The organism is Janthinobacterium sp. SUN033 (assembly GCF_030397595.1).
Lineage (GTDB): Bacteria > Pseudomonadota > Gammaproteobacteria > Burkholderiales > Burkholderiaceae_D > Janthinobacterium > Janthinobacterium kumbetense.
On record NZ_JAPQNV010000003.1, the window covers coordinates 752,947 to 768,615 of the forward strand.

Sequence of the window (15,669 nt, forward strand, 5' to 3'; positions counted from 1 at the left end):
CGTTAAAGCCGATATCTACTCGAACGCCGCACCGCACGAAAAACTGCTCAAAGTACGTCAAAATGCGTCAAATCGCACTCCCCCTCTTCGCCCCGACACGCCAGTCCTCATGCGCCTTCGGCCATGGCGCACATTTGAGTCAAAAGAGCCCTAACTAGCGGGCAGGTGTGGAGGGGGGGACAACTGCGCGCGCCGGGCCGAAATGGGGGGGGGTCTTGCTTCTGGCGCAACATCTTTCGTCGGAACGTGAAAAAGCCGCCTCATGGGCGGCCTGTGGAGTGGCTAGGACTCTCCGGCGCGGCTGGGCTGTCGCGGCCCTGCCCCGCCAGCTATCGCGGCGTAGCGCTCATCCTGGGCGGCCGGCGCGTGCCTTGGCCGCCTGCTCCTTGTCGTAGTCGTCGCGGCAGTCCGCATCGCAGAATAGCAGCGCGGGCGCCAGCGGCTCGTCGCAGTAATGGCAGCAGCCCTGCGCCACCAGGGCGGGCCGCATACAGCGGCCAGGACGCGCGCCACTTCGGCAAAGATGATCTTGTCGATGTGGTCGGTCATGCTGCGCCCTCCTTGCCCAGGCCATACGGGGCGAAGCGCACCACTTCCACGCCAGCCCACTCGTTGATGGCTTCGAACTGCGCCTGCAGCGGCACCAGCTCGTTGCGCGCGAAGACGCGCGCGGCCGGTTCCACGGCGCCGAAGCCGCCGGTATTGTTCGGCAGGATGCCCATTAGCTGCGGCGGCGCGCGATGCGCGGCCAGTTGGTCGTCGGGGCAAGAGGGTCAGGTCTGCTATTCGGACACGGACTGATGCATTGGGTGCTGGGGAAGCTGGCTCAGTTGAAGACCGAGTTAGAACCACGAACGCGCGCCCTCGGCGCGCGGGGCTGCCGCGCAGCGGCAGCAGGTGGAGGATTCGGGGCGGGCTGGGCCGGTAGGCCCAGCCCTTCGAATCTCACACGCAGGGCGCCGCCCTGCTCGTTTCCGTCAGGCAATAAAAAACCGCCCGAAGGCGGTTTCTTTATTTCCTGGCGGAAGCGGTGAGATTCGAACTCACGAACAGTTTAACCCGTCGCCAGTTTTCAAGACTGGTGCCTTCAACCACTCGGCCACGCTTCCAGATGGCAGCATTATACATAAAGGTCCGTGGCTTACCAATGGCGAGTAGTCGGTGGGGCGCATTTAAGCCCCAAAGCAGCCTCTGGGGTCAGTGACCTGCGCCAACACGCCAACGGAAAGCCTACACGCCCCAGTTTTCCCGCAGCGCCTTCTCGAACTCCCCTGCCGGCAACGGGCGCGAGAACAGGTAGCCCTGCACTTCGTCGCAGCCAGAACTCTTCAGGAAAGCCAGCTGTTCCGTCGTTTCCACGCCTTCCGCGATCACCTTGTGGTGCAGCTGCTGGGCGATGCTGATGATGGTGCTGGCGATGGCGCAGTCGCTGGCGTCGGTGGGGATGCCGGTGGTAAAAGACCGGTCGATCTTCAGGGTGTCGATGGGGAAACGTTTTAAATAGGACAAGCTTGAGTAGCCGGTGCCGAAGTCGTCCAGCGACAGGGCCACGCCCAGGGCCGTGATGCGGTCCATGATGCCGATCACGCGCTCGATGTTGTGCATCAGGGTGCTTTCCGTGATTTCCAGTTCCAGCCAAGCCGCTTCCAGGCCGTAGCGGGCCAGGGTCGCCGCCACCCTGGCGGGCAAGGCTGCCGTGAACTCGCGGGCGGAAACGTTTACGGCCAGGCGGATCGGCGGCAGGCCGGCCAGTTTCCATGCCTGCGCCTGGGCGCAGGCCGCTTCCAGCACCCATTCACCCACTTGCACGACCAGGCCCGTCGATTCGGCCAGGGGGATGAAGTCGGCGGGCGGGATCATGCCGTGCTGCGGGTGGTGCCAGCGCACCAGGGCTTCGGCGCCGATGATGCGGCCGCTGCCCAGCGCGTATTTCGGCTGGTAGTGCAGCAACAATTGCTGCTCGGACAAAGCCTGGCGCAAGCCTGTTTCCAGGCGCATGCGCGCCTGCATGCCCAGGTTCATGTCCTGGCTGTAGAAAGCCACGCTTTCCCCTTCGCCGCCGCTGTCCTGCTTGGCGCGGTACATGGCGATATCGGCCAGGCGCAGCAGGGTTTCCGCGTCCTGCCCGTCCTGCGGATACACGCTGATGCCGATGCTGGCGCCCACGCGCAGGTCGTGGCCTTCGATCAGGAACGGTTCCACCAGCGAGCCCAACAGCTTTTGCGCCACCATGCTGGCCTCGAAATGCTGGCCGATGTCGAACAGGCCGACGGCGAACTCGTCGCCGCCCAAGCGCGCCACCAGGTCCTGGTCGCGCAAGGCATGGCGGAAACGCAGCGAGACTTGCCGCAGCAGTTCGTCGCCGATGCGCCGGCCCAGGGTGTCGTTGATCAGTTTAAAACGGTTCAGGTCGATGAACAGCACGCAGCCGAGCATCTTGCTGCGCTGCGCCACGGAGAGGGCCTGGTCGACCAGCTTGGCCAGCAAGGTGCGGTTAGGCAGGCTGGTCAGCGGGTCGTAATACGCCAGGTGGTGCAAGCGCTCTTCGGCCAGCTTGCGCTCCGTGATATCCGTCAGGTAGGCGATGAGTCCGATGGGCTTGTCGTCCAGGTCTTGCAGCGGCGACAAGGACAGGCTGGCCCAGAAGATCTCGCCTGACTTCTTTCGGCGGCGCACCTCCATCAGGCGTCCTCCCTGCTCCAGGAAAGCGTCGTGGAACCCCGTGTCTTCATCGTCGTACAGGAACAGGATGTTGCGCCCCACGGCTTCCACCGAGGTGTAGCCGAACAGGCGCTCGGCGCCCTTGTTCCAGCTGGTGATGTAGCCCGTCAAGTCCATCGTCAGCACGGATTCGTGCAGCTGGTCGAGGATTTGCGTCTGCTGCGCCAGCAAGGCTTCGACTTGCGCGTAGGCGTGCGTGGAACGTTGCGCCAGCGAATGCACTTGCAAGACGCCCGCCGTCAAGGATGCCAGGCTGGCCAGGTGGCGGCGGTCGGCGTCGCTGTACAGGCTGCGTCCCGCCACGCTGTAATGGCCGAAACAGTGGCCATCAAAACTGATTTCCTGCAGCAAGGCGGGCGTATCGCGGGGAAACGGCGCGGGCGGCGCAGCGGCGTCCAGGCTGGCCGCGGGCAGGAACTGGCCGTGCGGGCTGGCCATCACGGCGCTGGCGATGCGGCCCAGCTCTGCCACCAGTGCGGGGCCGCGCAAGCGCACGACGGCGTCGCACAGGGCGGCGCTGTCACCGAGGAAATCCGACACCGGAAACAGGGTCATGCTAGAGGTTCCGGCTGACCTGGATGGCCCATTGGTAGGCCTGCAGCAGGCTGCGCCAATAGGTTTCTCCATCGATGCCGGCGCGGCGCAAGCCCTCGGGCGGCGGCGCGGTGCTTTCGACCAGCGCCAGCAAGGTGCCCAGCTCGCCCTTGCGTTCGAGCAAGGCGGCGCTCACTTCCGGCGCCAGGTTCAGGGTGGCGATGATTTCTTCCATCGGCATGCCCAGCAGGACGTCGAGCAGCGAGAACACGCCCGCCATGAAGGCCAGGTCTTGCGCGTCGCGGTCGCCGCCGCGCAGCTGGCACAGCGCTTCCATCTGCGCCGCGCGCACAGCCGCCAGCGGCAGCAGCGCGTGGATCTTGCCATCGTCCTGTTGCCGCGCATACAGCAGCAGTTGCAGCCAGCGCTGCAGCTGGCGCCGGCCCAGCAAAGTGATGGCCTGGCTGAAGCTGGTGATCGGCGCCGTGAAACCGAAGGCGGCTGAATTGACCAGTTTCAACAAATGATAGCTGAGCGATGGATCTTGCTTGAGCGGCACTTCCAGCTCGTGCGCGTCGGCATCGCGGGCCAGCAAGCCCAGCAGCGCCAGCAGGCGGCGCCGCGACGTGGCGTCTTCCGGCTCGCTTTGCTGGCGCGCATGGTGCAGCGCGTAATCGCCGGCAAACCAGCTGACGCCAAGTTCTTGCAAGGCGGCAAACTGCCCCGCGTCGGCGATGTTGTAGGCCAGGTGCGGCCCCGCCAGGGGCAGCAACTGGTGCAGGGCCGGACGGGCGCCGGACGCGTCAAAGCTCAGCGCGCGCGCGTCGACTTGCGCCGCCGTCACGGGACCGGCTTCGGCGCCATCGAGAATGAGGCGATAGCCGGCATCGCGCCATTGCTGGCATTTTTTCTGGATGTGCTTGTCGCCAGCAAGATGGGCCGGCAAACGGAAGATGGTGCGTTGCGGCGCCAGTTGCGCCAGCACGGCCTCGTCCACGTCATGCGGGTCGGCCAGGGGAATGATGCAGTCGAGCGGCGCCAGGAAGGCATACGCATCGGCGGCGGCCAGCGCTGCCAGCAGCGGCGCCGTCGAGGCCTGCGGTACATGCAAGGTGACAGCGACCCACTCGTTATGAGCATTGGCAACTGCTTGTAATCCCACCAACGGAAACAGGTTTGATTCAGACGCTGACATCGGTATCTCAGTGTGGGTAGGGCGCCATAGTAAATAAACTGACCAGCATTGGCAACCCTGGCCCGACAGGGATGCCATTTCGACAGCGAGAATCATTCTATCCGAATCTCACCCACGAAACAGTTTAATTTTGGCAATAAATATTCAAAAAAAACATTCCACCGGGAGACCCGCCTGTCATGCGGGTTTGACAAAACCACGGCACCGCGCACGCCTGCTCAGGCGCTGCCGCCATGCGCGTGCTCGACCGCATATTTGATCAATTCGGCCTGCCCTTCGATACCGAGCTTGCGCTTGATGTTCAGCCGGTGCGTCTCCACCGTGCGCACGCTCAGGTCGAGGTCGCGGGCGATCTGCTTGTTCGACTGGCCCGCCGCGATATGCTGCAGCACTTGCTGCTCGCGCGTGGTGAGGAAGGAATCGTGCACTTGCGGACGCGACAGCTGCCGCGCCAGCGCGGCGCTGTAATAGATGCCGCCGGACATCACCGTCTCGATGGCGAAGACGATATCTTTCCCAGGGGCATCTTTGAGCACATAGCCGCGCGCGCCGGCGGCAATCGCCTGCGACACATATTCGAGCTTGTCGTGCATGGACAGGATCAGCACGGCAATCTGCGGAAACGCCTGCTTGAACAGCGCCGTCGCCTCGATGCCATTCGTGCCGCGCATATTGATATCCATCAACACGAGGTCCACCTGGTGCGCGCGCGCCTGGCTCAACGCCTCGTCGGCGCCGCCCGCCTCGGCCACCACGTCGAAATGCGCCACCGCTTCCAGGCGCGCGCGCAAGCCGTCGCGCACGAGGGGGTGGTCGTCCACCAGCAGGATGTTGATCTTCTCGGTCATGGTTGCGTATCTATTTAATGTGTGGATGGAAGGCCGAGCCGCGCCAGCACCAGGGTGCCGGCCGGGGACGAGGTGATGCGCAGGCTGCCGCCGATGGCTTCCATGCGTTCCGTCATGTTGCGCAGGCCGATGCCGCGCTGCGGATGCAGGGCGATGCCGTCGAAATCGAAGCCGCCGCCATTATCCTGGATGCGCAATTCCACCGCCTTGCCCGCCTCGTGCAGGCTCACTTCCACGCCGCTGGCGTGCGCATGGCGCTCGCAATTGGTCAGCGCTTCCTGGGCGATGCGGAACAGCACGGTATTGACCATGTCGGGCAAGCCCTCGCCCGCCGCCGCCGGGCTGGCCGTGAAACTGGCTTGCGCGCTGCTGCTGTCGTTAAATTCATGCACCAGGTGGTCGAGCGCGGCGGCCAGGCCCAGGTCATCTAAAATGGCCGGGCGCAGGTTGTGCGAAATGCGCCGCACCTCGCCCAGCACCTTGTTCAGCTGCTCGGCGGCCCGCTCGAAGGTGGCGGGTGCCTTGTCTTTCTGTTCGGCATTGCCGGCCAGGCGCGCGATGCCCGCCTCGATCTGCAGTTTGATGGACACCAGCCACTGGCTGATCCCGTCATGCAAGTCGCGCGACAGCCGCGCCCGCTCCTCTTCCTGCGACTCGACCACGCGCTGCGCCAGCACTTTCAGCTTGGCGTCGGCCACGCGCAATTCGCGCAAATTGAGCACCAGGCCGCAGGCGGCCACCAGCAGGGAGCCGAGGATGGCGATGGCGGCGATCAATTCCATGGTCGAGCGGATATTGCGCGACTGCTGGGCGTCGACCTTGGCCAGCGCCTGGTCCACGTCATCCATGTAGATGCCCGTGCCCATCATCCAGCCCCATTCCGGCATCAGGATCACATAGCCGAGCTTGGGCGCGGACTTGTTGCTCGACGGCTTGATCCAGTTGTAGCGCTCGAAACCGCCGCCGCCCTTCGCCCGCTGCATCAGGCGCTGGATGGTCAGATTGCCCTCGGCGTCGCGCAACTGCCACAGATTCTGCCCCACCAGTTCGGGCTGGCGCGGATGCATCAGCGACTTGCCCTGCAAATCATAGATGAAGAAATAGCCATCGTCGCCATAGCTGAGGGCGGACAGGATGCGCTTGGCTTCCTCTTGCGTGGCGGCATCCTTGCGCCCCGACTGGTACAGGGAAGCGATGGAATGGCTGGCCAGGGTCACGTAATGCTTGAGTTCGGCTTCCTTGCTGGCCAGGTACGCCTGCTGGATGGTGGCGCGCTGCTGCTCGGCCAGGGTGATGGCCTGGTGCCGCACGGCAAATGCGATGGCGCACAGGGCGAGGATCAGCGGCGTGAGGGCCAGGAAGATGACTTTCTGTCTGAGTTTCATGGCCTGGCGCTCCGGCGGCGTCGATGCTGGTGGGAATGCGTGATTTTACGTCGCGGCGGCGCGATCGGTCTGCGTAGTAATACTGAGCGTTACTGCGTAGTCGTGCGCTTGCGGCAATTATACGATTCCTGAATACTCGCCATAAGCTGCAGATACACCAATTCATACCAAACTGGCAACGACCAGGCTCGGCAGCACACATCATCGCACGGCACAGCGCCCGTCAATCTCTGGAGGAAGCATGAACCGCATTTTCAAACAGCTCGGCTGGGCAGCGCTTGCGCTGGCAGGCGCCGGGTCCCTGGGCGTCGTCGCCCTGCAACGCGGCGAACCGATCAGCGCAATCTGGATCGTCATCGCCGCCGTCTGCGTCTACCTGATCGCCTACCGTTTCTACAGCCTGTTCATCGCCGACAAGGTGCTGGGCCTCGATGCCCGCCGCATGACGCCGGCCTTCAAGCACAACGATGGCCTCGACCACGTGCCGACGAATAAATATGTGCTGTTCGGCCACCATTTCGCGGCGATCGCCGGCGCCGGCCCTCTGGTCGGCCCCGTGCTGGCCGCACAGATGGGCTATCTGCCCGGCATGCTGTGGATCTTGGCCGGCGTCGTGTTTGCGGGCGCCGTGCAGGATTTCATCGTGCTGTTCATTTCCATGCGCCGCGACGGCCGCTCCTTGGGCGACCTGATCAAGGCTGAACTGGGTGAAATTCCCGGCATGATTGCGCTCCTGGGCTGCTTCATGATCATGGTCATCATCCTGGCCGTGCTGGCCTTGATCGTCGTCAAGGCGCTGACGGGCTCCCCATGGGGCAGCTTCACCGTGATGGCGACGATTCCCATCGCCCTGTTCATGGGCGTGTATTCGCGCTTCATCCGCGTGGGCCGCATCGGAGAGATTTCCATCATCGGCTTCGTGCTGCTGATGCTGGCCATCATCGGCGGCCAGTACGTGCAGGAACACGCGGTGCTGGGCCCGATGTTCACGTTCACGGGCACGGAACTGACGTGGATGCTGATCGGCTACGGCTTCATCGCTTCCGTGCTGCCCGTGTGGCTGCTGCTGGCGCCGCGCGACTACCTGTCGACTTTCCTGAAAATCGGCACGATTCTCGGCCTGGCCATCGGCATCATCGTCGTCGCGCCTTACCTGAAAATGCCGGCCATGACCAAGTTCATCGACGGCTCCGGCCCCGTCTGGTCGGGCAATCTGTTCCCCTTCCTGTTCATCACCATCGCCTGCGGCGCCGTCTCCGGCTTCCACGCCCTGATTTCCTCGGGCACCACGCCGAAGATGATTGAAAACGAAAGCCACGCCCGCTTCATCGGCTATGGCGCCATGCTGATGGAATCGTTCGTCGCCATCATGGCCCTGGTGGCCGCCTCGACCATCGAGCCAGGCATCTATTTCGCCATGAACAGCCCGGCCGCCCTGATCGGCACCACGGCAGAGTCCGCCGCACAGGCGATCTCGCAATGGGGCTTCTATGTCACGCCGGACATGCTGACGCAGACGGCCAAGGACGTTGGCGAGCACAGCATCATCTCGCGCGCCGGCGGCGCACCGACCCTGGCCGTCGGCATGGCGCAGATCCTCTCCGGCGCCATCGGCGGCAAGGCCATGATGGCCTTCTGGTACCACTTCGCCATCCTGTTCGAAGCGCTGTTCATCCTGACGGCCGTCGATGCGGGCACGCGTGCCGGCCGCTTCATGCTGCAAGACTTGCTGGGCAGCTTCGTCCCAAGCTTGAAAAAGACGGAAAACGTCATCGCCAACCTGCTGGCCACGGGCCTGTGCGTGGCAGCCTGGGGCTACTTCCTGTACCAGGGCGTGGTCGATCCATTGGGCGGCATCAACACCCTGTGGCCGCTGTTCGGCATCGCCAACCAGATGCTGGCGGCCATCGCCCTGATCCTCGGCACCTGCGTGCTGTTCAAGATGAAACGGGGCCAGTATGCGTGGGTGACGATCACGCCGACCATCTGGCTGCTGCTGTGCACCCTGACGGCGGGCTGGCAAAAGATCTTCGACGCCAACCCGCGCGTCGGCTTCCTCGCGCACGCCAGGAAATACTCGGCGGCCCTGGATGAAGGCACCCTGCTGGCGCCGGCCAAGTCGGTGGCGCAGATGCAACAGATCATCTTCAACGATTACCTGGACGCCGGCCTGGCCGCCTTCTTCGTCATCGTCGTCGTCAGCGTGCTGTTCTTCGGCATCCGCACGATCCTGAAGGCGCGCGCCGACAGCCGCCCGAGCACCAAGGAAACGCCGTTCCAGGCCATGCCCACGGTGCAATGATGATAGCCGATATCATCAAGGCTGGACGGTATCTGGGGCAAAGCATGCGGCTGATGTGCGGCTTGCCCGAGTACGACACCTACGTGGCGCACCGGGAAGTGACCCATCCCGGCGAGCCGATGATGACGTATGAAGAGTTTTTCCGCGAACGGCAGGAAGCCCGTTACGGCGGCGCCGGCAAGCGTGGCGGTTGCTGTTAGCGGACACCTGACCCAGCCTACTGCGCGTCGGTATAGGCGGCTTGCGATGCTCACCGCCTCGGCGGCCCCGTACAAAGTACGGTTGCGCTTCTCGGCCACCTCTCCCTTCCGCTCGCTACGGCTGAGTCAGGTGTTGTTGCTCAGCAATAATTTGAGGGCGGTCTTGTGAGACTGCCCTTTTCATTTCCTCTCTTATAAGTTCCCCTCCCCTTTCTTCCATTAGACCCACATCAATATCAGGGTGTGTCTTCGCGTCTATATTTTTCCAATAGGAATTAAATAACAGTCAACGGGCGACCGGGGAAGCAGCGACGCATGTTCAATTTCCAACGCTCCAGCATCAGCCAGAAGCTGACCATGATCTCGGTACTGTCGTCGGGCTGCGCGCTGCTGCTGGTGTTCGTGGCGTTTGCGCTGACGTCCGTGCTCAGCCACAAAAATGATGAAGGCAAGCAACTGCTGTCGCTGGCGGGCGTGATCGGCGCGGCTGGCGCCGTGCCTTTGCTGGCGGGAAAATCGGCGCAGGGGCAGGCGGAACAGGTGCTGGCGGCCTTGTCCGCGCGCAACGAGGTGGCCCAGGCGGCCCTGTTCGACAAGGGCGGGCGCCTGTTCGCCCTGTACCGCGCGCCGCAGCATGCGGACGGCCTGCCGGCGCCGGAAGACATGGACCCGGCCTTGCTGGCCGACATGGCCGTGCAGCCCGTCACGCAAGGCTCGGGCACGACCCTGGCGCCCGCCATGCGCCTGTACCGCCCCGTCTACCGGCCCGGCGAGCCGCAACAGATCATCGGCGCCGTGCTGATCGAGGCGGACCTGAACCACATGTGGCGCGACATCGGCCGCCACGTGAGCGCCATCGGCGGCGCCACCGTGCTGTCCTTCCTGGTCGCCGTATTCCTCGCGCGGCGCTTCAAGAGCGTGATCGCCGAACCGATCACCAAGCTGATCGATACGGCGCAGAAGGTGTCGAGCAGCCAGACCTACAGCCACCGCATCGCGCACCAGCGCAGCGACGAGCTGGGCGTGCTGATCGACAGTTTCAACGACATGCTGGCGCAGATCGACAGCCGCGACAGCACCCTGGCCAATTACCGCGACCAGCTGGAGCGCCAGGTGGGCGTGCGCACGGCGCAGCTGGAAAAGGCCAAGGATGCGGCCGAGGCGGCCAGCCAGGCGAAGAGCGCCTTCCTCGCCACCATGAGCCATGAAATCCGCACGCCGATGAATGGCGTGCTGGGCATGACGGAACTGCTGCTGGCCAGCCCTTTGAGCCCGCAGCAGCGCCACTACACGAGCATGGTGCAGCGCTCGGGACAGAATTTGCTGGTAATCATCAACGACATCCTCGACTTTTCCAAGATCGAGGCGGGCAAGCTGAGCGTCGAATACATCCGCTTCAACTTCCGCGAATTGCTCGACGATATAGAACACGTGTTCGCGCCGCAGGCGGAAGCGAAAAACATCAGCCTGGAATTCGACATCGCCTACGACATCCCGATCGCCATCTGCGGCGACCCGAACCGTTTGCGCCAGATCATCGTCAATCTGCTGGGCAACGCCATCAAGTTCACGGAAACGGGCAAGGTCACCGTGAAAGTGACCGTGTGCAGCGAAGACGCGCCCAGCGTGGGCTTGCGCTTCGAGGTGCACGACACGGGCATCGGCGTGTCGAACGAGGCGCAGACGCGCATCTTCGAATCGTTTTCGCAGGCGGACGGCTCGACCACGCGCAAGCACGGCGGCACGGGCCTGGGGCTGACGATCTCGAAACAGCTGGTGGAGCTGATGGGCGGCACTATCGGCGTTGATAATGCTTTAACGCAAGGCTCGATCTTCTGGTTCGAAGTAAATTTCGATAAGCGGCGGGTCGACAGCGACGACCCGTCCTTCAACCTGAAAACCACGCGAGGGTTACGCGCCTTGATCGTCGACCACACACCCGCCACGCGCGCCGTGCTGGAGCGGCAACTGGCCAGCTGGCACATCGTCAGCGACAGCGCCGGCACGGCCAGCGACTGCCTGGGCAAGCTGCGCGCGGCCGCCCAGGCGGGCACGCCGTATGCCGTGGCCCTGCTCGACATGGAATTGCCGCGCACCAGCGGCCTGGCCCTGGCCGCCAACATCAAGAGCGACCCGCTGCTGGCCGACCTCAAGCTTTTGCTGCTGAGCACGGAACAGGCGGCGGCCGACCCCGTGCAGCGGCGCGAGGCGGGCGTGGCCTACCAGCTGATCAAGCCGGCCCGCGAATGCGACCTGTTCGACTGCATCGTCACGCCGCCGCGCGCCAGCGACAGCCTGCGCATCCATCCGCCGCACACGGCGCGCCAGGTGGGCCGGCGCCAGCGCCGCCGCGTGCTGCTGGCCGAGGACAATCCCGTCAACGTGGAAGTGGCGCTGGCCATGCTCGACAGCCTGGGCCTCGATGTCGTCTGCGCGCGCAACGGCGAAGAAGCCTTGCAGGCGGCGCAAGCCGAGGATTTCGATCTGATCCTGATGGATTGCCAGATGCCCGTGATGGATGGCTTTGCCGCCACGGCGGAAATCCGCCGCCATGAACAGCACTGCGGCCACGCGCGCGTGCTGCCCATCGTCGCCATCACGGCCAATGCGCTGCAGGGCGACCGCGAAGCGTGCCTGGCGGCCGGCATGGACGATTACCTGAGTAAACCTTTTACGCAGCAAGACCTGGGCCACACGATCGCCCGCTGGATCACCCTGCCGCGCGCGGCCACCGTGCACCACAGCGAAGCGCCGCAGGAGGCGCCTGCCGAGCCGCCGCCCGTGGCAACGCCGCCATCCGCCGCCGCGCCGGCGGCCCAGCCGCTGAACCGACAGGCGCTGGAAAATATCCGCGCGCTGTCCGGCACGGATGGCGATGCGCTGCTCGAACGGGTCATCCTCGCGTTTACCGGCGAGACGCCGCGCCAGCTGGGCGCCATGCGCGAAGCCATCGCGACAGCGGATGCGGAAGCGCTGCGCAAGGTGGCGCACAGCCTCAAGTCGGGCAGCGCCAACGTGGGCGCCGACGGCCTGGCGCAGCTGTGCAAGGAAATGGAAAAACTGGGCCGCGCCGGCAGCACCGAGGGCGCGGCTCCCCTTCTGCAGCAGATGCAGCAAGCCTTCCTGGCCGTACGCGAATCGCTGAACGCCATCCTCGTGAAGGAACACTGACATGACAGCGCCCCTCTCCCCTCCCCGCGGCCTGGTGCTGGTGGCCGACGACGATCCCGTGATGCGCTTGCTGATGCGGCAAATGCTCACGCAGGTGGGCCTGGACGTGATCGAGGCCGAGGACGGCGTGCAGGCGCTGGCCAGCTACAAGCACAGCGGGCCGGACCTGGTCATGCTCGACGTCGACATGCCGGCCATGGACGGCTTTGCCGTGTGCCGCGAAATCCGCCACCAGGAAGTGGGCGGCACGGTGCCCATCATCATGGTCACGGGCGGCGACGAGCTGGAAGCCGTCACGCGCGCCTACGAGGTGGGCGCCACGGATTTCATTTCCAAGCCCATCAACTGGCCCATCCTCGGCCACCGCGTGCTGTACGTGCTGCGCGCCAGCGACGCCATCGCCCGCCTGCGCATCGCCGACGCGCACAACCGCGCCGTGCTGGCCGCCATCCCCGACACCTTCTTCCGCCTGAACCGCGAAGGCTTTTATCTCGACTACGAACAGGGCCACGACGCCAGCGCGGGATTTTCCCTCAGCGACTGCGTGGGCAGCCATATCCGCGACGTGCTGCCGCCCGAAATCGCCGCGCGCCTGCTCGACAAGGCGCACGCCGTGCTGGCCACGCAGCATATCGGCTCGGTCGACTACACGCTCACGCATGAAGACAGCACGCGCCATTTCGAGGCGCGCCTGGTGGCGACGGGGGCCGACGAGGTGCTGGGCCTGGTGCGCGACATCAGCGAACGCAAGCGCACGGAAGAACAGATCCGCCGCCTCGCGTATTGCGACAGCCTGACGGGCATCCCCAACCGGCAAGCGTTCCTGGAAACCCTGGAGCGCGAACTGCTGCGCTCGAAAGAGCACGACAAGAAATTCGCCGTGCTGTTCATGGACCTGGACGCGTTCAAGCGCATCAACGACACCCTGGGCCACGACGTGGGCGACCATTTGCTCAAGGTGGTGTCCGAGCGCCTGCGCGAAACCATCCGCCCCAGCGACCTGGTGCTGCGCGCCGAACACGAGTTTGAAACCACCTTCGGCGGCAGCAACCTGGCGCGCCTGGGCGGCGATGAATTCACCATCCTGATTCCCGACCTGGAGCGGGTGGAAGACGCGCTCAACGTGGCGCACCGCGTCAAGGAAGCCATGCGCCGGCCCTTCATGATCGAAGGACACGAGATTTTCGTCACGGCCAGCATCGGCATCTCGCTGTATCCGGAAGATGGCGAGGATTGCAACTCGCTGCTCAAATATGCGGACACGGCCATGTACCACGCGAAGAACTGCGGCAAGAACAACGCCAAGCTGTACAGCTCTTCGCTGACGATGGAAATCATGAGCCACGTCAAGATGGAAGTGGGGCTGCGCAAGGCCTTGCAAAACAACGAGCTGTACCTGCTGTACCAGCCGCAGATCGACGTGCCCAGCACCCAGATCGTCGGCGTGGAAGCGCTGGTGCGCTGGCGCCATCCCGAACGGGGCATCATCTCGCCCACGGAATTCATCCCGCTGGCCGAAGAGACGGGGTTGATCGTGCCCATCGGCGAATGGGTGCTGCGCACGGCGTGCAACCAGGCCAAGGCGTGGCAAAGCGACGGCGGGCGCGCCATCCGCATGGCCGTCAACCTGTCGGCCAAGCAATTCAAGGATGAAAACCTGATGCAGATCGTGCTGTCGGTCCTGGCCGACACGGGCCTCGATGCGCGCCTGCTGGAACTGGAATTGACGGAGGGAACGTTGATGGACGATGCGCGCGCCACCATGGTGACCCTGGAACAATTGCGCGGCATCGGCGTGTACCTGTCCATCGACGACTTCGGCACGGGCTATTCGTCCATGAATTACCTGAAACGCTTCGACGTGCGGGCCTTGAAAATCGACAAGAGCTTTATCGCCGGCTTGCCGCAGGATACGGAAAACGCGGCCATCACACGCGCCATCATCGCCATGGCGCATGGCTTGAAAATGGTGGTGGTGGCCGAGGGCGTGGAAACGGACGAGCAGCTGCTGATGCTGGAAGAATACGGCTGCGACATGGCGCAGGGATATTTTTTAGGCCACCCGTCGCCGCACGACACGATCACGGCCATGCTGGCCAGGCAACGGGGCCAGCTGGCCAGCGTGGAAACTAGAGCACTTCGAAGGCAAGGATTTGCGTGACTTGCTGGGCGTTGAAATTATCGTCGGAAATCATCACCAGGCTGCGGCGGCCGTTTTCCAGGCGCGGGCCCCAGCTGATGCCTTCGATATTGTCGACCCGCGGCAAACCGGTCTTTTCCAGGTCCAGCAGCAGGCGCTTGCGCGCCGGCACGTAAGCCGCGCCCGCCAGAGCCGGGATGGCCTGGATATCGGTGGCGCCCTGCGTATCCATCTCGTAGATGCGCACGTGATTCGTGTAGATGCCGTCGGCGTGTTCCACGCCGGCCCGCTCCACCACCAGCACCTGGTGATCGTTGACGGCGAGGATTTCCGACACGCCATTGTCCGCTTCCTTCCCCGGCGCGGGCCGCGAGGCCACCGGCTCGATCGGATACGCGTACTGGCCCAGCACGGTGCCCGCGCGATCCAGGCGCGTGATGCGCACCACCGACCCGTGGTCCGGCGTGGCCAGCGGGCCATCCTGGTACAGCGCCGCCTCCATGCCCAGCCACAGGCTCTTGCCATCGCTGGCAAACGACAGCCCCTCAAAGCTCATGTTGTTGCGCGATCCCGTTTCATCCTTCGCCACCTTGAACATGGCGGGCGTGGGCAAGGTGGCCAGGTAGTGGCCGCCGCTATCGGCGTGGCGCACGAACGGGTGCAAACCCACCTTGCGGTTGCCTTCGCTGCCGTACCACAGGCTGCCATCCTGCGGATCGACGCGGATGGTTTCGATGTCGGCCACCTGGTCGCCCTGCTCCAGCCTGGCATGGGCCAGGTTCGGATAGCGGCTGCCGTCGGGCTGCGTGAAGAAATGCACGCTGTTGAAGGTCACGCCGGCAAATGCGCGGCTGTCGTAATCGAGCGCGGCGCGGTAGAAGCGGGCCGGATTGATTTCCGAGCGGTCATCGCTTTCCATCACCCAGCTGTTGTTGGCCGCATCGTAATCGATGCCGGACAGGCCGCCCACCGTCGTGCCCTCGAACGGGTATTTCAAGGCGATGCGCTGTTCGCCGATCAGGCGCAAGCCCGCGATGGGTGCGTCGTAAGAGAAGCTGGCGCAGGCGGAGAGGAGGATGGCGGCGGACGCCAGGGCAAGCGCGGTACGGAACAATGGAGGCATGATCGGTATCAAATAAGTCGGGAAGCAATTTCCGGGGTCAGACCCGCCGG

General features: G+C 64.3%; 10 protein-coding genes, 1 tRNA gene and 1 pseudogene. 4 read left to right on the forward strand and 8 right to left on the reverse strand.

Annotation, left to right across the window (positions count from 1 at the left end; translation table 11 throughout):
- Nucleotides 1-346: 346 nt before the first annotated feature.
- The 7 genes and pseudogenes from OX460_RS16500 to OX460_RS16530 form a co-directional block, all read right to left on the reverse strand.
- Nucleotides 347-490 carry a hypothetical protein gene (locus OX460_RS16500; protein WP_289899295.1) on the reverse strand — a complete coding sequence of 48 codons (144 nt, stop codon included), beginning with the start codon at nucleotides 488-490 and terminating at the stop codon, nucleotides 347-349.
- A 55-nt stretch (nucleotides 491-545) separates the two neighbouring features.
- Nucleotides 546-761 (reverse strand): annotated as a pseudogene (locus OX460_RS16505) (hypothetical protein); the annotation flags it as partial.
- A 258-nt stretch (nucleotides 762-1,019) separates the two neighbouring features.
- A tRNA-Ser gene (locus tag OX460_RS16510) sits at nucleotides 1,020-1,109 on the reverse strand.
- A 121-nt stretch (nucleotides 1,110-1,230) separates the two neighbouring features.
- On the reverse strand, nucleotides 1,231-3,276 hold the full coding sequence (locus OX460_RS16515; protein ID WP_289899296.1) for an EAL domain-containing protein: 2,046 nt from the start codon (nucleotides 3,274-3,276) through the stop codon (nucleotides 1,231-1,233).
- A gap of 1 nt (nucleotide 3,277) precedes the next feature.
- A complete protein-coding gene (locus tag OX460_RS16520; RefSeq protein WP_354669829.1) occupies nucleotides 3,278-4,366 on the reverse strand; it encodes an HDOD domain-containing protein in 1,089 nt (362 codons plus the stop codon).
- 302 nt (nucleotides 4,367-4,668) lie between these two features.
- The gene (locus tag OX460_RS16525; protein ID WP_099664952.1) at nucleotides 4,669-5,298 is read right to left on the reverse strand and encodes a response regulator transcription factor; all 630 of its coding nucleotides are present in this window, start codon (nucleotides 5,296-5,298) and stop codon (nucleotides 4,669-4,671) included.
- Nucleotides 5,299-5,312: 14 nt separating this feature from the next.
- Nucleotides 5,313-6,683: a cache domain-containing protein gene (locus tag OX460_RS16530; protein ID WP_289899298.1), complete on the reverse strand. Its 1,371-nt coding sequence runs from the start codon at nucleotides 6,681-6,683 to the stop codon at nucleotides 5,313-5,315.
- 241 nt (nucleotides 6,684-6,924) lie between these two features.
- Here OX460_RS16530 and OX460_RS16535 point away from each other — a divergent pair, with 241 nt between their 5' ends.
- The 4 genes from OX460_RS16535 to OX460_RS16550 all read left to right on the forward strand — a co-directional run bounded on the left by OX460_RS16535 (nucleotide 6,925) and on the right by OX460_RS16550 (nucleotide 14,517).
- On the forward strand, nucleotides 6,925-8,985 hold the full coding sequence (locus OX460_RS16535) for a carbon starvation CstA family protein (protein ID WP_251350882.1): 2,061 nt from the start codon (nucleotides 6,925-6,927) through the stop codon (nucleotides 8,983-8,985).
- On the forward strand, nucleotides 8,985-9,185 hold the full coding sequence (locus OX460_RS16540; protein WP_092718220.1) for a YbdD/YjiX family protein: 201 nt from the start codon (nucleotides 8,985-8,987) through the stop codon (nucleotides 9,183-9,185). Before OX460_RS16535 ends, OX460_RS16540 begins: the two co-directional genes overlap by 1 nt.
- 315 nt (nucleotides 9,186-9,500) lie before the next feature.
- Complete coding sequence (locus OX460_RS16545) at nucleotides 9,501-12,356, forward strand: response regulator (RefSeq protein WP_289899299.1); 2,856 nt, start codon at nucleotides 9,501-9,503, stop codon at nucleotides 12,354-12,356.
- A 1-nt stretch (nucleotide 12,357) separates the two neighbouring features.
- Entirely contained in the window at nucleotides 12,358-14,517 is a 2,160-nt protein-coding gene (locus tag OX460_RS16550) for an EAL domain-containing protein (protein WP_099664956.1), read from the forward strand.
- On the opposite strand, the gene OX460_RS16555 is transcribed toward OX460_RS16550, so the two are convergent.
- Nucleotides 14,486-15,619, reverse strand: a complete 1,134-nt coding sequence (locus OX460_RS16555) for an esterase-like activity of phytase family protein (RefSeq protein WP_289899300.1) — start codon at nucleotides 15,617-15,619, stop codon at nucleotides 14,486-14,488. The two genes, OX460_RS16550 and OX460_RS16555, sit on opposite strands and share 32 nt — an antisense overlap.
- Nucleotides 15,620-15,669 lie beyond the last annotated feature (50 nt).

Excerpts from the sequence above, each read along its gene's own strand:
- OX460_RS16500 (WP_289899295.1), bottom strand. The coding sequence starts at position 490 with ATGCGGCCCGCCCTGGTGGCGCAGGGCTGCTGCCATTACTGCGACGAG.
- OX460_RS16515 (WP_289899296.1), bottom strand. The coding sequence starts at position 3,276 with ATGACCCTGTTTCCGGTGTCGGATTTCCTCGGTGACAGCGCCGCCCTG.
- OX460_RS16525 (WP_099664952.1), bottom strand. The coding sequence starts at position 5,298 with ATGACCGAGAAGATCAACATCCTGCTGGTGGACGACCACCCCCTCGTG.
- OX460_RS16530 (WP_289899298.1), bottom strand. The coding sequence starts at position 6,683 with ATGAAACTCAGACAGAAAGTCATCTTCCTGGCCCTCACGCCGCTGATC.
- OX460_RS16535 (WP_251350882.1), top strand. The coding sequence starts at position 6,925 with ATGAACCGCATTTTCAAACAGCTCGGCTGGGCAGCGCTTGCGCTGGCA.
- OX460_RS16540 (WP_092718220.1), top strand. The coding sequence starts at position 8,985 with ATGATAGCCGATATCATCAAGGCTGGACGGTATCTGGGGCAAAGCATG.
- OX460_RS16545 (WP_289899299.1), top strand. The coding sequence starts at position 9,501 with ATGTTCAATTTCCAACGCTCCAGCATCAGCCAGAAGCTGACCATGATC.
- OX460_RS16550 (WP_099664956.1), top strand. The coding sequence starts at position 12,358 with ATGACAGCGCCCCTCTCCCCTCCCCGCGGCCTGGTGCTGGTGGCCGAC.
- OX460_RS16555 (WP_289899300.1), bottom strand. The coding sequence starts at position 15,619 with ATGCCTCCATTGTTCCGTACCGCGCTTGCCCTGGCGTCCGCCGCCATC.